This is a genomic window from Haloarcula montana (assembly GCF_035666295.1).
GTDB lineage: Archaea > Halobacteriota > Halobacteria > Halobacteriales > Haloarculaceae > Haloarcula > Haloarcula montana.
In genome coordinates, this window is sequence record NZ_CP142027.1 from 535,756 (window position 1) to 557,382 (window position 21,627).

General features: G+C 65.9%; 21 protein-coding genes. 14 read left to right on the forward strand and 7 right to left on the reverse strand.

Annotated features, from left to right (window positions below):
• Nucleotides 1-76: 76 nt before the first annotated feature.
• The 4 genes from VJ109_RS02885 (at nucleotide 77) to VJ109_RS02900 (ending at nucleotide 3,441) form a co-directional block, all read left to right on the forward strand.
• The gene (locus tag VJ109_RS02885; protein ID WP_324758866.1) at nucleotides 77-970 is read left to right on the forward strand and encodes a Vms1/Ankzf1 family peptidyl-tRNA hydrolase; all 894 of its coding nucleotides are present in this window, start codon (nucleotides 77-79) and stop codon (nucleotides 968-970) included.
• Nucleotides 971-1,010: 40 nt separating this feature from the next.
• Entirely contained in the window at nucleotides 1,011-2,021 is a 1,011-nt protein-coding gene (locus VJ109_RS02890; RefSeq protein ID WP_324758867.1) for an N-acetyltransferase DgcN family protein, read from the forward strand.
• Nucleotides 2,018-3,061: a dipeptide epimerase gene (locus VJ109_RS02895; protein ID WP_324758868.1), complete on the forward strand. Its 1,044-nt coding sequence runs from the start codon at nucleotides 2,018-2,020 to the stop codon at nucleotides 3,059-3,061. Before VJ109_RS02890 ends, VJ109_RS02895 begins: the two co-directional genes overlap by 4 nt.
• Nucleotides 3,062-3,219: 158 nt before the next feature.
• Nucleotides 3,220-3,441: a DUF8106 domain-containing protein gene (locus VJ109_RS02900; RefSeq protein WP_324758869.1), complete on the forward strand. Its 222-nt coding sequence runs from the start codon at nucleotides 3,220-3,222 to the stop codon at nucleotides 3,439-3,441.
• Between the two features lie 277 nt (nucleotides 3,442-3,718).
• Here VJ109_RS02900 and VJ109_RS02905 read toward each other — a convergent pair whose 3' ends face one another.
• From VJ109_RS02905 to VJ109_RS02930, 6 genes are all read right to left on the reverse strand, one after another.
• Nucleotides 3,719-4,192: a redoxin domain-containing protein gene (locus VJ109_RS02905; RefSeq protein WP_324758870.1), complete on the reverse strand. Its 474-nt coding sequence runs from the start codon at nucleotides 4,190-4,192 to the stop codon at nucleotides 3,719-3,721.
• A 67-nt stretch (nucleotides 4,193-4,259) separates the two neighbouring features.
• A complete protein-coding gene (locus VJ109_RS02910) occupies nucleotides 4,260-6,206 on the reverse strand; it encodes a glutamate-cysteine ligase family protein (protein WP_324758871.1) in 1,947 nt (648 codons plus the stop codon).
• 13 nt (nucleotides 6,207-6,219) lie between these two features.
• Nucleotides 6,220-6,732, reverse strand: coding sequence for a gamma carbonic anhydrase family protein (locus VJ109_RS02915; RefSeq protein WP_324758873.1), 513 nt, complete (start codon nucleotides 6,730-6,732; stop codon nucleotides 6,220-6,222).
• A gap of 41 nt (nucleotides 6,733-6,773) precedes the next feature.
• Nucleotides 6,774-7,328: a DUF7504 family protein gene (locus VJ109_RS02920; protein WP_324758875.1), complete on the reverse strand. Its 555-nt coding sequence runs from the start codon at nucleotides 7,326-7,328 to the stop codon at nucleotides 6,774-6,776.
• Nucleotides 7,329-8,858 carry an ATPase domain-containing protein gene (locus tag VJ109_RS02925; RefSeq protein ID WP_324758876.1) on the reverse strand — a complete coding sequence of 510 codons (1,530 nt, stop codon included), beginning with the start codon at nucleotides 8,856-8,858 and terminating at the stop codon, nucleotides 7,329-7,331.
• Between the two features lie 113 nt (nucleotides 8,859-8,971).
• On the reverse strand, nucleotides 8,972-9,403 hold the full coding sequence (locus VJ109_RS02930; protein ID WP_324758877.1) for a universal stress protein: 432 nt from the start codon (nucleotides 9,401-9,403) through the stop codon (nucleotides 8,972-8,974).
• Nucleotides 9,404-9,552: 149 nt separating this feature from the next.
• On the opposite strand from VJ109_RS02930, the gene VJ109_RS02935 reads away from it, so the two are divergent.
• From VJ109_RS02935 to VJ109_RS02950, 4 genes are read left to right on the forward strand one after another with little or no spacing between them, the layout of a single operon-like run.
• Nucleotides 9,553-10,110, forward strand: coding sequence for an HTH domain-containing protein (locus VJ109_RS02935; RefSeq protein WP_324758878.1), 558 nt, complete (start codon nucleotides 9,553-9,555; stop codon nucleotides 10,108-10,110).
• Between the two features lie 49 nt (nucleotides 10,111-10,159).
• Nucleotides 10,160-12,088, forward strand: coding sequence for a threonine--tRNA ligase (gene thrS / locus VJ109_RS02940; RefSeq protein ID WP_324758879.1), 1,929 nt, complete (start codon nucleotides 10,160-10,162; stop codon nucleotides 12,086-12,088).
• 39 nt (nucleotides 12,089-12,127) lie between these two features.
• Entirely contained in the window at nucleotides 12,128-13,162 is a 1,035-nt protein-coding gene (locus VJ109_RS02945; RefSeq protein WP_324758881.1) for a DUF7972 family membrane protein, read from the forward strand.
• A 31-nt stretch (nucleotides 13,163-13,193) separates the two neighbouring features.
• Nucleotides 13,194-15,119 (forward strand): SLC13 family permease, encoded by a 1,926-nt coding sequence (locus VJ109_RS02950; RefSeq protein ID WP_324758882.1) that lies wholly within the window; start codon nucleotides 13,194-13,196, stop codon nucleotides 15,117-15,119.
• Between the two features lie 106 nt (nucleotides 15,120-15,225).
• Here the strand turns inward: VJ109_RS02950 and VJ109_RS02955 are convergent, their stop codons facing one another.
• The gene (locus VJ109_RS02955; RefSeq protein ID WP_324758883.1) at nucleotides 15,226-16,095 is read right to left on the reverse strand and encodes a PspA/IM30 family protein; all 870 of its coding nucleotides are present in this window, start codon (nucleotides 16,093-16,095) and stop codon (nucleotides 15,226-15,228) included.
• A gap of 118 nt (nucleotides 16,096-16,213) precedes the next feature.
• Here VJ109_RS02955 and VJ109_RS02960 point away from each other — a divergent pair, with 118 nt between their 5' ends.
• The 6 genes from VJ109_RS02960 to guaA all read left to right on the forward strand — a co-directional run bounded on the left by VJ109_RS02960 (nucleotide 16,214) and on the right by guaA (nucleotide 21,624).
• Nucleotides 16,214-16,828 (forward strand): alpha/beta hydrolase, encoded by a 615-nt coding sequence (locus VJ109_RS02960; RefSeq protein WP_324758884.1) that lies wholly within the window; start codon nucleotides 16,214-16,216, stop codon nucleotides 16,826-16,828.
• Between the two features lie 42 nt (nucleotides 16,829-16,870).
• Complete coding sequence (locus VJ109_RS02965) at nucleotides 16,871-17,710, forward strand: hypothetical protein (RefSeq protein WP_324758886.1); 840 nt, start codon at nucleotides 16,871-16,873, stop codon at nucleotides 17,708-17,710.
• 53 nt (nucleotides 17,711-17,763) lie between these two features.
• Nucleotides 17,764-17,946 (forward strand): hypothetical protein, encoded by a 183-nt coding sequence (locus tag VJ109_RS02970; protein WP_324758887.1) that lies wholly within the window; start codon nucleotides 17,764-17,766, stop codon nucleotides 17,944-17,946.
• A 52-nt stretch (nucleotides 17,947-17,998) separates the two neighbouring features.
• Nucleotides 17,999-18,970, forward strand: a complete 972-nt coding sequence (locus VJ109_RS02975; RefSeq protein WP_324758888.1) for a DUF7972 family membrane protein — start codon at nucleotides 17,999-18,001, stop codon at nucleotides 18,968-18,970.
• 75 nt (nucleotides 18,971-19,045) lie between these two features.
• The gene (gene pyrG / locus VJ109_RS02980) at nucleotides 19,046-20,707 is read left to right on the forward strand and encodes a glutamine hydrolyzing CTP synthase (protein WP_324758889.1); all 1,662 of its coding nucleotides are present in this window, start codon (nucleotides 19,046-19,048) and stop codon (nucleotides 20,705-20,707) included.
• The gene (gene guaA / locus VJ109_RS02985; protein WP_324758891.1) at nucleotides 20,707-21,624 is read left to right on the forward strand and encodes a glutamine-hydrolyzing GMP synthase; all 918 of its coding nucleotides are present in this window, start codon (nucleotides 20,707-20,709) and stop codon (nucleotides 21,622-21,624) included. The genes pyrG and guaA overlap by 1 nt, the downstream gene beginning before the upstream one ends.
• The last annotated feature ends 3 nt before the right edge of the window (nucleotides 21,625-21,627 follow it).

A 21,627-nucleotide genomic window follows, 5' to 3' on the forward strand; every position in this document is an offset into this window, starting at 1 on the left:
TTTTCCCGGAGCCGCGATGCCCGAGCCGACACTGACTACTGTACTTTTATACTCGTCCCTACCGGCCATCTACCACATGCTGGACAGGGTGTTGGGTCGGGCCTCGCTGAAAGAGCGCATCGCCGACCTCGAAGAGGAGAATCACCACCTCGAACGGCAACTTGAGGCCGAAGAGGAGCGGCGGGCCGAAGCAGCGACCGCCCGACAACGCGCCGAAGAGCGCGAGAACAAGCTCGAAGATCGGGTCGAGGAACTGGAAGACCGCGTCGAACGTCACCGGAGCGGGGAGCGGGAGATGGGGTTTCGGGCCGAGGAACGACTCCGGCGAGACCGACTCGCCGAGGTGCTCGACCGACTGTCGAGCGTCGAGAGTGGTCCGGAAGGTGTTCTCACGGCATACGTCGACGACGAAGGGCGGGTCCCCGGTTCCGTCTCGACGGCGTTCGGCGACCGTGCAGAACTGGTCTCACGGGCCGCGCCCTGTCTTGCGGTCGCCGACGACACGGGGCTACTCTCGGCCTGCCTCTCAGTGCCGAACCCGCCGGAGCCGTTCGCCGAGTGGGGCGACCGCGTCAGCCTGGAGCGGTCGTGGTTCGAACCGTCCGGGAGCTACAGCGTGGCGCTGGTCCGGTCGGACCTGTTCGCGCTGGGCGAGTACGAGGGCCGCGAACGGACGGCGTTCCACGGGTTCGACTCCGAACTCAAGAGCCAACACTCGAAGGGCGGGTTCTCGCAGTCCCGGTTCGAGCGGTTGCGCGACCAGCAGATCGACAGCCACCTCGACCGCTGTCGAGCGGCCATCGAAACCGTCGATCCCGACTGGCTCTACGTCGTCGGCGAGCGGTCGGTCATCCACGAGTTCGAGACCCTCGCGACCGTGACCAGCGCCGTCGACGCGACCGGCGATCCGGAACCCGCACTCGACGACGCCGTCGAGTCGTTCTGGACGGTGCAGTTACGGGTCCCGTAGCAACCGTAGCTTTACCCACGCCGGCAGCGAAGGCCGCGACATGCGAGTGGCCCTGCTCACACACGAGGCGTTCCCCGACGAGGCGAAGACCGCCGTCGGGCTGCTCAGGTACGGCGATCACGAGGTCCGTGCCGTCGTCGACCGGGAGTTCGCCGGTCGGCGCGTCGCGGACGTGCTGGACGGCGTCCAGGACGCCCCAATCGTCGCGTCGATGGACGACGTTCCCGAGGTCGACGCGCTGATCATCGGCATTGCACCGATCGGCGGCCGTTTCGAGGAGTCCTGGCGGCCAGATGTCCGGACCGCGCTCGAACGCGGCTGTGACGTGGTGTCGGGACTGCACGACTTCCTGGCCGACGATCCCGAGTTCGCCGACCTGGCGGCCGAACACGGCGGACAGCTCCGGGACCTCCGCAGACCGCCCGACGATCTGACCGTCGCCGAGGGGACCGCAGGCGAGGTCGACGCCACGGTCGTCACGACGGTCGGGACCGACTGCTCGACGGGGAAGATGACCGTCTCCTTCGAGTTGCGCGACGCCGCCCGCGAGCGCGGGCTGGACGCCGCCGTCGTCCCGACGGGCCAGACCGGCGTCGCCATCACCGGCTGGGGGCTGTCGGTCGACCGCGTCGTCGCCGACTACGCCGCCGGCGCCGTCGAGCGACTGGTCCAGACCCCCGAGGAGAAGGACCTGCTGATCGTCGAAGGGCAAGGATCGATCGTCCACCCCGCCTATTCGGGCGTGACCACGAGCATCCTCCACGGCTCGGCACCGGACGCGCTGGTCCTCTGTCACGAGGCCGGCCGCGAGACCATCAACGGCTACGAATCGTTTTCGATCCCGCCGCTGCCCTCCGTCGTCGATCTCTACGACCGCCTGGCCGCGCCGGTCTCGGACGGCAGCGTGGCCGCCGGAGCGGTGAACACCCGACATCTCGACGACGGGGCCGCTACCCAGGCCGTCAGGGAGTACGCCGAGGCCATCGACGCGCCGGCGTGTGACCCCGTTCGGGACGGCGTCGCCGACGAGGTGCTGGACGCGGTGGTATGAACTGGACGGTCCGTCGGTACGACCTCCCGCTTGCGACGCCGTTTGGCATCGCCCGCAGCACCAGCGCGACCAGCGAGACGGTCGTCGTCGAACTCGAACGGGACGACGTGACCGGCGTCGGCGGGGTGGCTCCCTCGCCGTACTACGACGAGACGGCCGCGAGCGTCGCCGAACTGTTGCCCGATATGCTCGCGGTCGTTGCCGACCTCGACGATCCGCACAACGGCCAGCGACTCGACCGCCGCCTCCACGAGCAGTGGCCCGCCCAGCCGGCCGCACGCGCCGCCGTCTCCATCGCGCGCACGGATCTGGCCGCCCGGGAACTCGGGACGCCGCTGTACCGCCAGTTGGGACTGGACCCCGAGGCAGTCCCGACGACGACTTATACTGTCGGGATCGATCCACCCGAGCGGATGGCCGAGAAGGCCCGCGCCGCGGTCGACGCCGGCTTCTCGCATCTGAAAGTGAAACTCGGGACCGACGACGACCGGACGCGTCTGGAAGCGGTCCGCGAGGCGGTCCCCGACGCTGACCTTCGGGTCGACGCCAACGCCGCCTGGACCCCCGCAGAGGCCGTCGACGCGCTCGGCTGGCTGGAGACCGCCGACGTATCGCTGCTCGAACAGCCCGTCGGCGCGGGCGACCGCGAGGGACTACGCCGCGTCACCGAAGCGACGCCGATCCCGGTCTGTGCCGACGAGTCCTGTGTCACCCCGCGGGACGTCCCACGAGTCGCTGACGCCTGCGACGTGGTCAATGTCAAACTCGTCAAGTGTGGGGGGATTCGGCCCGCCCTCCGGCTGTTACATACTGCCGACGCACACGGGCTGTCGACGATGCTGGGCTGTATGGTCGCCTCAAACGCCGCTATCGCCGCGGCGGTCCACCTCGCGCCCCTGGTCGATTACGTCGATCTGGACGGCGCGTTGTTGCTCGATGCGGACCCCTACGATGGGGTAAGGATGGACGGCGACGTGTTCGACCTACAGACAGTTGAGCGTGGAACGGGTGTCCAGCGGAACGAGGGGTTCACCGACTGAGCCAGGTCGTTCAGGGAGGGGTTCGGTCGTGTCGTCGTTGAGGGCAGTCGATACGCCTCCCGCCATCGATCGGATCACCACGTCCAGTGCCAGTGATACGCAGGCATTCGGAGCCGGGAGACGACGTGGTTATCACTGTCCAGGGAGTAGATCGGGAAATGACGCCCTCCACCGAGCCCCAGCCGACTGACAAGGCGACCCTCTATTGTCCCGAATGCGGCTACGAGAGTCGTATCAACGGCGACTGGACCATCCACGTACTCGCCGATTCGACGATCTACGAGTGTCCAGGCTGTAAGACGACGATCGATTCCCGCCGTAATCGGGCGGCACTGACTGCCGGGAGCAGTGGCTCGCTTCAGTTCGCGACCGAAGACTGAATCCTCCGCTGGATTCCCTCCTCACGGCGCTCACGTACGACTCGGTCTCCGTCTTCGAGCGAACGGCGAACGGATAGCACCACCGTGACACCCTCCGCGGTCGTCGAAGCTGAGTCAGCCCGTGAGTTCGGCACCCTGGAAAGCTCCGGTGAACAGCAGGTTCGGGGAGGCGGTCCTGGTCGACGCGACGGGCGCGACCGGCGTGGTCCGTTCGCCGCTGCTACGGGGAGCCGACACCGCGTACGTCTCCTAATAAGAAAGTCGGGCTACCGGGAGTTCAGGCGTTCTGGACCGCGTCGATCAGTTCCTCGTAGTCGGGTTCGACGGTCGGGTCGTCGGTCGTCCAGGTGTAGCTCACCGTCCCGTCGTCGTCGAGGACGAAGACGGCGCGGTTGGCGACGCCGAGCAGGCCGAGGTCCTCGATGTCGATCTCCAGGCCGTAGTCCTGGATCGCTTGGCGGCCCATATCGCTGACCAGGTCGAACTCCAGGCCGTGTTCGTCGCGGAAGGCGTTCAGCGAGAACGCCGAGTCGGCGCTGACACCGAGCACCGTCGCACCGGCGTCCTCGAAGTCGCCGATGTGGTTCTGCAGTGCGACCATCTCGTTGGAACACGGCGGTGTGAACGCGCCGGGGAAGAAGGCGAGCACGACCGGGCCATCGCCCAGGTGCTCCGAGAGGTCGAACGCCTCGACCTCGCCGTTTGCGATCGTTGCCGTGATGTTCGGAGCGGAATCACCAGTTTCTACCATCGAATGCTCGTAGGGCTGTCGACAGGATAAAAGTACCCACGTCGGCCGATGCAGCCGCGGGCCGCCGTCAGAGCCACTCCTCGAAGGCGTGGTGCTTGCGGCTGTGCTCGAAGTAGTCCCGTTGCATCTCACAGATCGCGTCGTCCAGCGAGTGCCCGTCGGCGGCGTACTCGCGGACCCGATCGATCTTCCAGGAACTGGGCGTCTCGCCGGCCTCCCAGCGGCACTCGATGGGACCGAGGTACTCGTCGATGCGGGCCTCGGGGATCTCCTGTGTTTCGAGACCGAGACGAGCGTAGCGGAACACCTCGTCGTAGACGACCTCGGGATCGGTCGTCCGTTCGCCGTGGACGGTGACCCAGGCCAGATCGGCGTCGAGCCCGTTTCTCGCGGCGTCGTAGAAGCTCCGGCGGGCCTCCTGCCAGGGCAACTCTTCGAGGGGGTGGCCCTCGACGACGAGGCCGCGGATGAGCCCGACGGTCAGGGCCTGGAGACCGATCATGTCGTTCGCGTGTGGCTGGGTCGGCAGCGGCCGGTACTCGATACGCAGCGACTCCTCGGTGCTCGCGCCGGCCACCTCGTCGCCGCCGATCACACAGCGGAGCCAGCGCCAGTAGGTGCCGCGTTTGTGGTCGAACTCCCAGATGTCGTCGGCCAGGGACTCGCGGTCGGTCTCGTCGAGCCACTCCCGGAGGAACGGGGCGAAGCAGTCGTCTTCGACGACGCGGTCGACCACGTCGGTCGTGGCGTCGAGGTCCCGAGGGACCTTGACTTTCGGGTTCTCGCTGGTGTTGACCGACTGCTCGAAGGCGGCGATGCGCAGTTCGTGGTGGGTCTCCCGGCAGAGCCGTTCGGGATCGACCCCGTCGTAGCAGTCCGCCGGCAGGAACGGCGAGTTCGTCGATAGCGCCAGCAGCGGCCCCAGCGTCCGGATCGCCGCGTTGTAGTAGTCCGGGAACGCCTCGGTGTCGGGGATCTGGAGGTGCGGTTGGATCGAGGTCGCCAGCGACTCGAAGAGGATCGTCGGGAACGCCCCCGAGTAGCCCGGCACGTCGAACTCGATCTCGCCGCCGGCGTGGTTCAGGGCCTCGTTGTCGAGTGCGACGTAGCGAGGGGCTGGTCGCATGTTGTCCGCGATCACCACGTCGTCGTGTCGCTCGTGCGCCGAGAGGTACGGCTCGCTGCCCTCCTCGGGCGGGATCGTCCACATGGCGTCTGGGATCAGCTCACAGTGCTGGTTCGATGCCTGCTGGCGGGCCTGCTTGGTCTGCATCTCGACGGCGGTCGTCTGGACCTCCATCCCGCTCTGGTCGAAGCTGTTGGGCTCGGTGTTGACCTCGGCGTTGTGCAGCCCCAGTTCCTTGTTGGCTTCGCCCTCGAAGACCACGTCGGGGAGCCGCGTCAGCCGCCCCTCCCACTCCTCGGGGTCCATGTACGGTTCGTCGTCCTCGTCGGTCTCCTCGACGGCGGGTTCCCCGTCGTCGACCTCGGTGTTGTCGGGTTCGTCGGGGGCGAGCGGGCTGTCGGGGTCGACGTCGAGGGACGGCCCTTCGCCGGGACCGAACCCGTCGTCGCCGGCGTTGCCGGTGTCGGTACCCGGGTCAGCCTCGTCCTCGTCGGGTGGGTCGCCGAGCAGCGAATCGCCGGCGTCACCTTCGGGTTCCAGCGAAGCGCCGCTACCACCCCCGGAACTGCTGGGCTCCAGCGAACTGTCCCAGGCACCGCCCCCGCCACCGCCGCCGAGGTCGGCCTCGGCATCGCCGGCTGGCTCCCTGGATTCGTCCCCCTCGTCGTCCGCTGTGTCGGGTTCGGGTTCTTCGGGGACGCTGTTGATCGCGTACAGTTCGACCTCCAGGCCGACGGAGAACTCCTCGTTGTCGAAGGTTCCGGCCCGGATCGCCTGCTTGAGCGTCTCCGCTTGCTCAGCGACCCGCTGTTCGAAGGTCTCGTCGGTGGCGTCCGACAGCGACCGCCGGACGAGTTCAACAATGTCGTCGGTAGTATCGTTTGTCATGTTCTGGCCGTCGTCACTCGAAGAGGTCCTCGTGGCGAGCTGCGAGATTAGCGTAATCACCCGAGGAATATGCCTCGAACACTTCGTCGGGGTCGATCGTCGTCTCGGATAGCGGTGTCACCTGTGCCGGACTCCCCCGGACGAACGACTCGGAGGGAACCTCGTAGCCCGGCGGAACCACCGTCCCCATGGCGACGATCGATCGATCGCCGATGTCGGCGTCGCTAACGGTCGAGTTGAATCCGACGAGTGCGCCGTCGGCGACGTGTGCGTCGTTCAGCGCCGCCCCGTGGCCGACCATCACTTTCTCCCCAGCCGTCGAGGCGTGAAGGATCGCCCCGTCACCGATCGCCGTCTGGCGGCCGACCTCGACAGGGCCGACGTCACCGCGCAGAACCGCCCCGGGCCAGACGTTTGCGTTCGGGCCGATCGTGACATCGCCGACGAGCGTCGCCTCGCGGCTGACGTGTGCGTATCCATGGATGTCCGGTTTCGCCCCTTCGAACTCGTACTCGCGACTGTCCATACACGTAGGGCGGTACGACCCTCCGAAAAGTTACCGGTCGGTTACGTGTGGTCGATCGCGTCGTCGAAGACGGGCTTGAGCCGGCTGATGACCTGGTCGTCGTGGGCACCCGGGTCGAGGTGGAAGTGACCGACAGCGTCGACCTGTCTGAGTTGTCCGGCGAACATATGCAGGAACTTGAACGCCGACTGGACGTCGGCGAACTGGAGCAGTTCCGTCAGCGAGTCGAAACAGACCACCAACTGGCTCTCCTCGGGGACATCGTTGAGATAGTTGTTCAGCCGCATCCCGAGACCGGTGATGTCGTTGGGGTTGGCCTCGGTGACGAAGACGCCCTCCGGGAAGTCGGTATCGCCGGCGCTGCCCACGCCGGCCCGGTCGCCGACATCGATAATCCCCATCCGTCCCGGCAGTTCCTCGTGGTCGGCCAGCCACTCGTCGATCAGTTCCCGGGGCGATGACGAGTAGGTGATACGGAGGACATCCAGCGTGTCGAGGTCGCCCGGTGCGAGGAGGTTCAGGCAGGCCGCACGTTTCGCCTCACCGAGTGACGGGGCAAGTACCAGGACGTTCGTTCCGGGTCGGGGGCCGGTCATCTACGAGTTGCCCCCCTCGTCCGGGACACGGCTCGCGCCGGCTCCCGGCGGCCGCTGGACGCGCATGTACGGTTCGTCGGTGACGTACTCGACGAGTCGGGTCGATCCCATGTACCCGCTGGGGGACTTCTTGAGTTCGATATACTGGAGCCCCTTCTCGTTGACCCACGTCCGGAGGTTCTGCCAGGCACCGTTCCGGTAGAAGGCCCCGAGTTCGTCGTCCAGCGACGCCGGGTTGTAGAGGTACATCGTCGTATCGTCCGGTCGATACAGGTTCTCCTCCTCCCAGAAGCGCATCTGTCGGAGTTCGTCGTCGGTCAGGACGGGGATCTGTGCCTCGACGTTGAGCGCCGTGAACATCGGCTGTTCTCCCCGCCGGTCGTCGATCGTCCGCAACACCGCGGCGGGGTTGTCGGTGTCGTGTTCCTGGGGCTTGAACACGTTGCGCTTGGTGTTCTCCCAGATGTTCGCGAAGTCGACGAGAAAGAGCTGATCGTCCGCCAGCAGCTCCTCCATGTCGCCGATCCGCTCGTCGATGATGGTTCGTAGTCGCTTGGGTGGCAACTCCACCGGCGGGACGATCGTGATCGCCATGTCGTCCTCGGTGGCCTGGGCCAGTAGGTTCGTCAGGATCGAGTGGGGGCTAGCCTGTCCGTCGTGTTCCAGCAGGAGCGTTCCGCCGCGGACGATCCCCCCGCCCATGAGTTGGTCCAGCCCGGGGATGCCCGTCGACATGTGGTCCGACGGGACGAACTCGCCGGGGTGGGTCCGGAGGCGAGGCGAGACACGCAGTCCCGTCTCGGTGAACGACACCTCGTGGACGCGCGTGTCGTGGTCGACGCCGCGCATCTTGACGACCTCCAGGAACCGGTGGTAGTCGCCGCTGACGTTCTCACGCCAGAGGCGGACGACGCCGTGGGTGTTGAACTGGACGGCGTCGCTCGCGGCGACGGTCTTTACGTCTTCCTGGGAGGCGCTGGGCTGGGACTCCTCGGCGGTGAAGATCGCGGTCGCGCCGAACTCGTCGTTGAGCAGGCGGATGAAATCCAGCAGCGTCCGCCGGAACACGTCCGGGTCCTCGCCGATGGCTGACAGCCCCGAGACGGAGTCAAGCACCACCCGATCCGCCGGCGCGAACCGCGTGAGATACTGCGTGATGTATTTACTCTCGAACGGCGCCGAATAGTCGCCGCCGAGCATCTTCCCGCCTTCGAGGGTCTGGAGGGTCAGTTCCCGGTCGTCGCCGCCCTCGACGGTCTGGCCCGGCGTCGCGTGCAGGGACGTGATCGTGAGGTTCTCGTGGTCGAGTTCGAACGGGTACGAATCGAAGGTATCGACCAGTTCGTCGAACGTCTGTTCCGTGCTGATGTAGAGACAGTCCTCGCCCCGATCCAGCCCCTCCTGGAGGAACTGCATCGCGAGCGTGGACTTCCCCGTCCCCGGACCGCCGGTGACCAGAACGGTCCGGTTCTCGGGGAGTCCGCCGTCGAGGATCTCGTCGAGCGTCTCTGTACCTGTGGGGACCGGCATAGTTGATACGCATCTATTGGCACGCCAGCGGAAATGTGTACCGTCCGACTATCGGATCTGAGTCCCGGACGGTCTCCGGGCCATGGCCGAGAGCTGGGTGTCGGCAGCGCGGCTCACTCGATGTGAACCACGAGCACCGGAACGGGCGCGCTCTCGGTGACCCGCTCGGTGACGCTTCCCAGCGTCGAGACGCGGTGGCGACCGGTCCGCCCGTGGGTCCCCATCACGATCAGGTCGACCCCCTCCCGCTCGGCGTACTCGACGATAGCCTTGTCCGGGATCCCCTCCTCCATCGACGCCGACACTTCCAGGCCCGCCTCTTCGGCCCGAACGGTGACGTCGTCGAGGGCGACCTGTCCCTCCTCTTCGAGGGACTGGCGGACCGTCTCTTTCGCGTCCGCGTCGGCCGCCCGATACTGGCGCTTGTCGACGACGTAGAAGCCGTGTACCACGGCGTCGTTGTCGCGTGCGATCGAGACCGCGTGCTCGACCGTCTCCATCGTCCCGGAACTCCCGTCGGTGGCGACGAGGATGTCGTCGTACATACAGTTGAGCATGGACGCCGGCGGTACATAGTTGTCCGTGCCAACTCCCAGTCGTCGGCGACGTTACCACTGTTCAGTCAGCCGCCCCGATCGGTTAATCCTGTCAGCAGAAATATTTTAGTTAACTCATTTGAATTGGTTGTACAACGATGGAATCAACACAGTCCGACGACCGGCGGGCAGAACTGTTCGTCCGGTCCCTGCTGCCCGAGGCGTCACGGACACACCAGCAGTCGGTCGTCGATCGCGTGCGTGCGCTCGTCGACGACGGACGACTCTTGGATCATTCGGTGACGGTCTGGGGAAAACAACTCCCAGCGGCGCCCACCGAGACGGAGACGGCCGTGGGCCGACTCGTCCACGAACGGGTCAGGACGTTCAAGCGGTGGGCGACAGCAAACGACCGGTCGCTCTCGCCGGCGTTTTCGATCCGTACTGTCGACGGACAGGTACTCGACGAACAGTACCGTGCGCTGGTGTTGCCACAACTGCTGCTCGTCGAGTACGACGGGGAGTCCGTCCAGTGTGTCACACCACACGCGACCGAGGACTGCGTCGTCTCGGTCACCAACCGGCTCGAACGGCTCGAAACGGGCACAGCGGCGACGTTTACCCACGTCGAACAGTCCGGCGTCGAGTCGTCCGCCGACCGTATCGAAGTGCTGGGTGGGACGATCGGCGACCACGACCCCGTCGTCTCGGAGTGACGCGGCCGTCTCAATACACTTATCCCCGGGGACTATCCTAATCACGGATATGAGTACGGTCACGGTTACGCTGCCGGACGGCTCCACGCTAGAGATGGCCGCCGGCAGCACGGTCGAGGATGTCGCCTACGAAATCGGGCCTGGGCTCGGAGACGACACCGTCGCCGGCGTCGTCGACGGCGAACTCGTGGACAAACACGACCCCATCGAGAACGACGTGGAACTGGAGATCGTCACACCGAGCAGCGACGAGTACCTCGACGTCCTGCGTCACTCGGCCGCCCACGTCTTCGCGCAGGCGCTCCAGCGGTGCTACCCCGAGGCGACACTGACCATCGGACCGTGGACCGACGACGGCTTCTACTACGACGTCACCGGCGTCGACATCGACGAGGACGACCTCGAAGCGATCACCGAGGAGGCCCAGGAGATCATCGAGGCCGACTACGAGATCGAGCGCGAGCTAGTCGACCGCGAAGAGGCCTTCGAGCGCTACGAGGACAACCCGTTCAAACAGGACATCTTGGAGACCGAAGCCGCCGGCGAGGACCCCGTCTCCTTCTACGAACAGGCCGACTTCTACGACCTCTGTCAGGGACCCCACGTCGAGTCGACCGGCGAGATCGGCGGCTTCGCGCTGCTGGAGATCTCGGCGGCGTTCTGGCGCGGCGAGGAGGACAACGAGACGCTCACGCGGGTGTACGGCACCGCCTTCCCGACCGAGGACGAACTCGACGAGTACCTCGAACGGCGCCGCAAGGCCCAGGAGCGGGACCACCGCAAGATCGGTCAGGAGATGGACCTGTTCTCGATCGCCGAGACGACGGGACCGGGGCTCCCGCTGTACGAGCCAAACGGCAAGAAGATCCTCAACGAACTCTCCGACTACGTCGCCAAACTCAACCGTGACGCCGGCTACGACGAGATCGAGACCCCACACGTCTTCCGGACCGAACTCTGGAAGAAGTCGGGCCACTACGAGAACTACGTCGACGACATGTTCCTGCTGGATGTCAACGACGAGGAGTACGGCCTCAAGCCGATGAACTGCCCGGGCCACGCGACGATCTTCGAGCAGAACTCCTGGTCGTACCGTGACCTCCCGGTCCGGTACTTCGAGGACGGGAAGGTCTACCGGAAAGAGCAACGCGGCGAACTCTCGGGGCTCTCCCGGACCTGGGCCTTTACGATCGACGACGGCCACCTGTTCGTCCGCCCCGACCAGATCGAGGAGGAGGTACTGGCGACCGTCGACATCATCCTCGATACGCTGGATACGTTCAACCTCGATTACACCGTCCAGTTCGCTACCCGCCCGGAGAAGTCCGTCGGCGGCGACGAGATCTGGGAGAAAGCCGAGAGCCAACTGGCGTCGGTGCTGGACGAGCAGGACATCGACTACGTCGTCGAGGACGGCGACGGAGCCTTCTACGGCCCGAAGATCGACTTCGCCTTCGAGGACGCGCTGGGCCGACACTGGGACGGCCCGACGGTCCAACTGGATTTCAACATGCCCGAACGGTTCGACCTCTCGTACACCGGCGAGGACAACGAGGAACACCGCCCGGTGATGATCCACCGCGCGCTGTATGGCTCCTACGAGCGGTTCTTTATGGTGTTGACCGAACACTACAACGGGAAGTTCCCGCCGTGGCTCGCCCCCGAGCAGGTCCGTATCCTCCCGGTGTCCGACGACAACATTCCCTACTGTGAGGACCTCGCAGAAGCACTCGACGACTTCCGCGTCGAGATCGAGGACCGCTCCTGGACGGTCGGCCGGAAGATCCAGCAGGGCCACGACGACCGGGTCCCGTACATGTTCATCATCGGCGACAACGAGGAAGACGCCGGAACGATCTCGGTCCGGGACCGCAAGGAAAACGAGGAGAAAGACATCGACCTCGCGGAGTTCCGTGACCACCTGACGACCGAGGTCGACCAGAAGCGCACCGACGTGACCTTCTTCGCCGGGCGGTAGACCCCCCGACTTTTCCCGCCGGCCCACGACGGCGTTCGCATGGCAGACGACGAGGCCGACGAACGGTTCCGCGAGCGAGGCGACGAGCGGTCGAGCGTGTTGTGGTTCGTCCTCGACGCCGACCGCTGGCTCGTTAGCGGGCTGTTCTCGGCCCTCGTCCTGGTCGGGATCGTCACCATCGGGATCCTCCACCCGACACCGGCACAGACGCTCCTGACGAGAGGCGACTCCGTCGAGACGCTGTACCAGGCGCTTGTCACGGCGACGATCACGGGTGTCACCTTGGTGTTGACCCTGAGCCAACTCGTCCTCTCGCAAGAACTGGGGGCGGTCGGCGATCAGCGCGAGCGCATGGAGGGGTCACTGTCGTTCCGTGAGGACGTGGCCGACGCCGTCGGCGCGGCGGCGAGTCCCGCCGAACCGTCCGCTTTCCTCCGGTCGCTCGTCCGCGCGACGGCCGAACAGGCCCACGCGATCGAGGACGCGGCCGACGAAGAATCCCTCGACCCGGAACTCGACGAGCTGCTGTCGACGTATCTCGATTCAGTGATCGGGAACGCCGAATCGGTCGCCAGCCAGCTAGAGGGGGCCGCATTCGGCGAGTTCGACGTCGTCAGGGCGGCACTGAACTACAACTACTCCTGGAAGCTCTACGCCGGTCGGCGCATCCGGGAGACCTACGCCGGAGCGCTCCCCGAGGCGGTCGACGACGAACTCGCCGAACTGGTCGAGACGCTGGAACTGTTCGGTCCGGCACGAGAGCACTTCAAGACGCTGTACTTCCAGTGGGAGCTATCGACGCTCTCCCGGACGCTGCTGTACGTCGCCGTCCCGGCCCTGGGAGTCGCTATCTCCGCGTTGCTCTTTCTGGACCCGCAGGACATCACTGGGACGACGCTCGGGATCGCTGACTCCCTACTGCTCGTCGCGGTGACGACGACGGTCGCACTCCTGCCGTTTACGATCCTGCTGGCGTACATCCTCCGGATCGTCACCGTCACCAAGCGGACCCTCTCGATCGGGCCGTTCATCCTCCGTGAGACGGACCGGTCGGTCGACGTCAGCTGGGACTAGCCTTTTCTACCCGTCGCGTGTCACGGGCGGTATGCCGCCGCTCTCGATGGATACGCTGGTCGTCTTCGCGCTCGTCGCCGTCGCCCTGGTGCTGTTCGTCACCGAGTGGCTCCCACCGGATATCACCGCTATCGGCGTGCTGGTCGCACTGGTCGCTCTGGAACCCTACACCCACGTCCCTCCCCGGGAAGCGATCCTCGGGTTCGCGAGCCCCGCGGTCGTCACCATCCTCGCGATGTACATCCTCAGTGCCGGTGTCGAGCAGGCCGGCGTCGTCGACTGGCTCGGGGCGAAACTCGCCGACCTCACCGGTGGCGACGAGGGACGGCTGCTGGCCGCGATCGTCGGGACGACATCCGTCAGCGCCGGGTTCGTGAACAACACGCCCATCGTCGCGGTCTTCATCCCGCTCGTGACCGGCCTCTCGGATCGGTACGGGATCTCGCCCTCGACGCTACTGATGCCGCTGTCCTTCGCAGCGATGCTCGGCGGCACGCTCACACTGATCGGGACGTCGACGAACCTGCTGGCGAGTGATCTCTCCGCGGAACTGCTCGGTGAGCCGTTCTCGATGTTCACGCTGACTCCCGTCGGCATCGTCGTGCTGATCGTCGGTGTCGGCTACCTGTTGACCGTCGGTCGCGCGCTGGTCCCCGAACGTATCCACCCCGCAGCGGACTTCACCGAGGAGTTCGACATGGATCGGTACCTGGCACAACTCCAGATCCGCGAGGAGTCGCCGCTGGTCGGGTTGACGGTCACCGAAGCCCTCGAACAGTCGGTCACCGATCCGGTTGCGGCGGCGGCCACGGAGACGCTCGGCCAACCCATCGATCCCGACGCCGGGGTCGAGGAGATCGCCGCCGTCGGGACCGTACTCGACATCGACGTCCTCCAGATCGATCGTAACGGGGAGTCGTTCTTCGCGACGGCGACCGACCGAACGCTGGAACCCGACGACGTGCTGACCGTCCGTGGGAACCGCCAGGCCGTCAACCGGTTCGCCGAGACGCTCGGCCTCCGACAGCTCGCCCGCGAGTCCGTCACCGAAGCACTCCTGGCCGAGAGCGGCCACGCTGGCGTCCTCGCCGAGGCCGTCGTCGATCAGGAGTCACGCCTCCGGGGACGGACCCTGGCTGATGTCCAGTTGCGTGCCCGGTTCGACGTGACGGTTCTGGCGATCCGTCGGGGCGACGAGATATTCCGCGACGGACTGGCCGACCTGGAGTTTGCGGCCGGTGACACACTCCTGCTCCAGACGCCACCCGAGGAGATCGCTCACCTCCAGGAGGAGGGATACCTCGTGTTGACCGAGGGGCCACCGGAGCTGTTCGACGGTATCCACGACGACGAGGCGCCCCCGCTGGCGCCGGAAGCGCTGCTTCCCTTGGGTCTCCTCCTGGCAGTGATCGTCGTGGCGGCACTCGACTTGCTGCCGATCTACATCGCCGCGCTGGGCGGGGTCGTCACGATGGTCGCCACGGGGACGCTGAGCGCTTCGAAGGCCTACGACGCGGTAAGCTGGAACGTCGTCTTCCTGCTCGCGGGACTGCTCCCGCTCGGACTGGCGATGCAGGAGACCGGCGGCGCCGCCTTCCTCGGTGGCCTCCTCTCGACCGCGGGTGGGGTACTCCCGCCACTGGCGTTGCTGGCCCTGTTCTACCTCCTGACCGCGGTGCTGTCAAGCGTCATCACGCCCGTCGCGACAGTGGTCCTGATGATCCCCGTCGCCGTCGCGACCGCTCAGGACATCGGGATCAACGCGCTCCCGTTCCTGCTGATCGTCACCTTCGCCGTCGCCACCGCCTTCCTGACACCGGTCGGGTACCAGACGAACCTCATGGTGTACGGCCCCGGCGGGTACCGGTTCACGGATTACACCCGGGTCGGCCTCCCGCTCCAGTTGCTGCTCTGTGTCGTGACGACGCTCTCGGTCGCCGCGCTCTGGCCGCTGTGAACCGGGACAGAACCACCCTTTCGTAGGATCGCGGTCGCCGTCCTGCCGGGCGTAGACACTGGCGGTCGAAAACTAACGCGGACAGAGATTCCGCCTGCCCGGCCGCTCAGTTCGTCTTCTCGTCGTCTTTCAGCTCTTCGAGTTCCGCGTCGACCTCGCCGTCGGAGACCTCCGGTGTCTCGACGTCGACATCACCATCGCCCGCTAGTTCCTGTTCGAGATTGCTCTCGGAGAGGTCCTCGGTGTCGGCGGGTTCGGCCTCCTGGTCGGACTCGTCGGCCTTGCCCATCTCGGCTTTCAGCGTGTCCAGTTCGGCGTCGACCGCACCCTGCTGTTGGACATCGTCGAGCTCCCGTTCAAGCGAACTCTTGTCCGACAGCTGGTCTTCGAGGACGCCGTCGTCCCGGAGTTCGTCCATCGCCTGTGCGCGGGCCTCCATGTCCTCGGTGCGCTCCTCGGCGCGTTCGATCGCGCGGTTGACATCCTCCATCTCGTCGCCGGCGCCGGTCATCGCCTCGTTGACCCGCTTTGACGCTTTGGCCGCCTCGTGGCGGGCCTTCATCGTCTCCTTTTTCGTCCGGAACTGCTCGATCTGCTTCTGGAGCTCGTTTTTCTGCTCGACGAGCTGGTCCTGCTGGGACTGGAGCTGACTGATCTGGGACTCCAGTTCCTCGATCTGTGTCATCTTCTGCTTTTTCTTCTCCAGGGCCTGGCGCGCGAGGTCCTCGCGGTCCTGTTTGACGGCTTGGCGGGCCTGTTCGTTGTGTTTCTCGACGTTCTCTTCGAGCCGTCGTTTCTGGATCTCTAAGCGTTTCTTCTGGGTCGTCAGGTCGGCGATACCCTGCTTGACGTCCTGCAGTTCGTTGCGCAGCTGTTCGTAGCTGTAATCGAGGGTCTCGGTAGGGTCTTCTGCCCGGTTCAGGACGGCGTTGAGCTTCGACCGGATGACGTACGACGCGCGCGAGAGGATTCCCATATGGTCTGATTCGTGGCTCCTGACTTAAATTTCTTACATGGTGTTTCACCCGGAGAGAGTTTTCGAGACGAACCGGCCCGGTCGACAGGTTCAGGCCGGCAGCGATCGACCGTCCGGTATGAGCGACGTGATCCACGTTCCCGGCGGCCGGCACGTCGTCGGCTCCCTGGACGCATCCGACGCCGACGCGGTGGTCGTCGCCTGCCCGCCCCACCCACAGCACGGCGGTTCGCGGTCGGACCCGCGGCTCCGCGCAGTCGGTGACGCGCTCGGGCCAGACGTGGCCTGTCTCCGGATCGACTACGGCCCCTGGGACGAGGGCCACGGCGAGCGGGTCGACGCCGAGAACGCCCTCGCGTGGGCCGCCGACAGCTACGACGCGGTCGGCCTGTTCGGCTACAGTTTCGGCGCGGCGGTGGCGCTGTGGGCGGCTGCCGAGTTCCGGGACGACAATCCGGACAGTCTACGGGCCTGTTCCGTTCTCGCACCTCCCGCAGGACTGTCCGCCGACCGTGAGACAGTCGATGCCGTCGGCAACATCGGATGCCCCCTCCAGGTCGTCTACGGCGAGCGCGACGAGACGGTCGCCTGGGAGCCGGTCGTCGAGCGAGCACGCGAACGCGGCGGGACAGTCGAATCTGTCACGGCCGGCCACCAGTTCGCCGGAGAGCGCGACGCGGTCGCCGACCTGGTAGCTTCGTTCCTCCGAGCACATCTCGTGTCCAAGCGATAACCTCACCCGAAGACATATCTCTCAGCCGAAACGAACGCCGCTGTGCGCCGCCCGTCCCTCCCCCTCGTCGTCGCACTGCTCGTCGGCCTCGTCCACGCCATCGCCGTCGTCGGCGTCCAACTCCGGTACGGCTACGAGGTCGGTCCGGCAGCGTACCCGCTACACATGACGCTGTGGCGCTACGGCGGGCTGGTCGTCCTCGGCGCCGTGCCGGTCTGGCTCGCGCTCCGGTACCGACTGGTCACGCCGTTGGTGCTCGTCGCCGCGCTGGCCGCCCTCGCCTTCCAGGCCGAACTGACGCCGCCGGACCCGGTGTTCCGTGACGTCGCCGAACTCGAACCCGGCGTCGACGGCCCGACCGGCATCACCGTCGTCGAGAACGGCCTCCACCTCGCGAAGTACGCGGGACCGTGGTACGTCTGGACCGTCGGGGCCGGACTGCTCGGGCTCTGGGAGGCTGTCGTCCGCCAGCGCCACGAGTGGCTGCCGGATTCGCCTGCCTGGATGGGGGCGCTGGTGGCGAACAAGTGGCCCGTGGTAGCGGTGTCCGGCGTCGCCCACGCGCTCGCCTCTGTCGCGTACGCCTGGGGGTGGGGGATGTCGGGGACCCCGCTGGGAGCCATCTGGGCGTTCGTCGGCGGCGTCGCCATGGTCGGTATCCCGGTGTACTACCTCCTAGCCGAGGACGTCGTCTGGCCCACCTTCGTCGCTACAGTCCTGTTCGTCAACAGTGTCCACTCACAGCAGTACGCCGGCCCCGGCGACCCCCACGCGCTGTACGCAGTCGGGTGGTTCTTCTTCCTGGGGATCGCGTTGCTCCCCGGCGCGGCCGAGTACGCGCTCCGACGCGTGGGCGACCGGTTCGGCTGGCGATCAGTGTGAGGAGCGCTAGCTCACCCAATACCCTTATAGTATATAATGATAAATAGGCATATATGGCGACAGCCCGCCAGCAGCGTGTCTCGCGAACGACCCGTCACGGAATGGTATCACTGACAGCCGGGTTCATCGCCGGTGTGACCCTCTTTTTACTGATCGGTGCGGGCGTCAACGACGCCGTCATCTCCGCGCTCTCGCTGGCGACGATCGTCACGATCAGTCGACTCCTCTCGCTGTGAGACGCTGCCGAGACCCACAGCCTTTCGGTACACCACCCCTTCGTGGCGATAGATGCCAGCCGAAGAAGGCCTCGTCGGTCGGACGCGTCGGTGGCTCCTGCTGGATGGGCGCCGGCTGGTCGTCACGGCCACGCTACTGGTCGGTATCGGCCTCGTCCTGGGGCCGATCGGCCACACCGTCGCCGGCGCGACCGGCGATGGCCTCACCGGCACGCATACGCTCTCATCCCTGCTTTCGACCCAGCTCAGCGGCGTCTTCCTGCTGGTCTCGATCGTCGTCTCGATCAACTCCCTGTTTATCTCCAACGAGCAACAACCGCTGGGCCAGCAACTCGACCGCATCCAGGAAGTCGGTGCGTTCCGGCGCGAACTGGAGTCGACGACGGACAAGGCGATCAGTCCGACCGAGCCGGCCCGGTTTCTCTCGGTGCTGACCCAGACGGTGCTGACACAGGTCCAGGCGCTGCAAGACGACCTGGCCGACGCCGACGCCGACCTCCAGGCCGACGTGACTCGGTTTCTCGAAGGTGTCACCGAACAGACCCGCGAAGTGAGTGACCGGCTCTCGGCGGCCAACACCCCCTTCGGTATCGTCCGGGCGACGATGGCGTACGACTACGGCCGGATGAGCCACGATCTCCGTCGAATCCGAACCGACTACGGGGACGACATCCCCGAGTCGTCCCACGAGACCATCGAGACGCTGCTTGACCTCCTGGAGTACTTCGCGACCGCCAGGGAGTACTTCAAAACGCTGTATTTCGCCCGTGAGTTCGCCGCGCTGTCGAAACATCTCCTCTACGTCGCCATCCCGGTCATCGTGTTGCTCGCCTTCTTCCTGTTGCATCTCGACGACTTGCCCAACACCCATCTACTGGTCCTGTCGGTTCACACCGTCGGCTACGCGCCGTTTGCGCTGCTTGCGGCCTACGTCGGCCGCGTGACCACCGTTTCACAGCGGACGGGTGCGGCCGGCCAGTTCGTCGTCGACCACTCGACGGACGGTCCCTCGCTGGACGACTGAGCCCGGCGGTTGACACATGCTCACGAAGCAGGGTGGTCCCGAAACCGTTTTGACGACCCACGGCGCACCGTCGGTATGCCGACCGAACCCGAAACGGACTACGACCCGGAGCTGGGTCGGAAGTTCATCTTTGTCACGGGCGGTGTGATGTCAGGACTGGGGAAAGGCATCACCGCCGCCAGTACAGGCCGATTGCTCAAGAACGCCGGGTTCGACGTCACCGCCGTCAAGATCGATCCGTACCTCAACGTCGACGCCGGGACGATGAACCCGTTCCAGCACGGCGAGGTGTACGTCCTGAAAGACGGCGGCGAGGTCGACCTGGACCTGGGCAACTACGAGCGCTTCCTCGATATCGACATGACGTTCGACCACAACGTCACCACGGGGAAGACCTACCAACACGTCATCGAGAAAGAACGGGCCGGTGACTACCTGGGGCGAACCGTCCAGATCATCCCCCACATCACCGACGACATCAAGCGGCGCATCCGCGAAGCCGCCGAAGGCAACGACATCTGTATCATCGAGGTCGGCGGCACCGTCGGCGACATCGAGGGGATGCCCTACCTGGAAGCGCTCCGGCAGTTCGCCCACGAGGAAGACGAGGACGACATTCTCTTCACTCACGTCACGCTCGTCCCCTACTCCAAGAACGGCGAACAGAAGACCAAACCCACCCAACACTCCGTGAAAGAACTGCGCTCGATCGGGCTCCAGCCGGACGTGCTGGTGGGGCGGTGTTCGGACAAACTCGACATCGACACCAAGGAGAAGATCGCGCTGTTCTGTGACGTGCCGACCGAGGCCGTCTTCTCGAACCCCGACGTCGACGACATCTACCACGTCCCGCTGATGGTCGAGGAAGAGGGACTCGACGAGTACGTCATGGAGCGACTGGACATCGCCGACGAGGCCCTCCCCGAGGCCGAACGGGAGAACCGCTGGCGTGAACTGGTCACCCAGCAGACCGACGGCGAGGTCACCATCGCCCTGGTCGGCAAGTACGACCTCGAAGACGCCTACATGTCGGTCCACGAGGCGCTGAAACACGCCGGTCTGGAGGAGAACGTCGACGTCGACGTGCAGTGGGTCGACGCCGAGAAGATGACCGACCGCCACGCCGACCGGATGCGAGACGCCGACGGCATTGTCGTCCCCGGCGGGTTCGGCTCGCGGGGCACCGAAGGGAAGATCGAGGCGATCCGCTACGCCCGCGAGAACGACGTTCCCTTCCTCGGGCTCTGTCTGGGCTTCCAGATGGCCGTCGTCGAGTACGCACGAAACGTCCTCGGTCTCCACGGAGCCCACTCGGCCGAACTGGACGAGGACACCCCCCATCCCGTCATCGACATCCTCCCCGAGCAGTACGAGGTCGAGGACATGGGCGGGACGATGCGGCTGGGCGCCAACGAGACCGACATCGAACCGGGGACGCTCGCAGCCGCACTCTACGAGAGCGACTCCTGTACTGAACGCCACCGCCACCGCTACGAGGTCAACCCCGAGTACATCGAGGACCTGGAGGAGGCCGGCCTGGTCTTCTCGGGCCGGTCGGACAACCGCATGGAGATTCTGGAACTGGCCCCCGAGGAACACCCGTACTTCATCGGGACACAGTTCCACCCCGAGTTCCGGTCGCGGCCGACCCGGGCGAGTCCGCCCTTCGTTGGCCTGCTGGAGGCGATCATCGACGAGGACCCACACAGTGTCGGGGAACAGGAGGTGAGCCACTGATGGTCGACGTCGAGTCGTTCATCGAGGACGCCAAAGCCGAGATCGCCGAGGAGATCGGCGACAAACACGCCGTCATCGGGCTTTCCGGAGGGGTCGACTCCTCGACAGCCGCCGCACTGGCCTACGAGGCCATCGGTGACCAACTGACAGCGGTCTACGTCGACACCGGACTCATGCGGAAAGGCGAGACCGAGGAGATCCGCGAGACGTTCGACTACATGGACTCGCTGCGGATCGTCGAGGCACAGGACCGCTTCCTCGACGCGCTGGGCGGCGAGACCGACCCCGAGGAGAAACGGCACATCATCGGCGAGCAGTTCATCCGGGAGTTCGAGACCGTCGCCCGCGAGGTCGACGCCGACTACCTCGTCCAGGGGACGATCTACCCCGACCGGATCGAGAGCGAGGGGACGATCAAATCCCACCACAACGTCGGCGGCCTCCCCGAGCGCATCGACTTCGAGGGGATCGTCGAACCGATGCGGGACCTCTACAAGGACGAGGTCCGGGAGGTGGCACGCGCGCTTGACCTCGAAGAGATCATCTCCGAGCGGATGCCGTTCCCCGGTCCCGGGCTGGCCGTCCGCATCATCGGCGAAGTCACCGAGGAGAAACTGGAAGTCGCCCGCGAGGCCAACCACGTCGTCGAGGAGGAACTGGTCGAGTACGAACCCTGGCAGGCACTCGCCGCCGTCATCGGCAAGGCGACCGGCGTGAAGGGAGACAACCGCGTCCACGGCTGGGTCGTCGCCGTCCGCTCGGTCGAGAGCCGCGACGGGATGACCGCCCGCGCACAGGAACTGGACTGGGAGACGCTCCAGCGCATCCAGAGCCGTATCACGGGCGCCCACGAGAACGTCGCCCGGGTCGTCTACGACGTGACCCACAAGCCGCCGGCGACGATCGAGTACGAGTAGGCG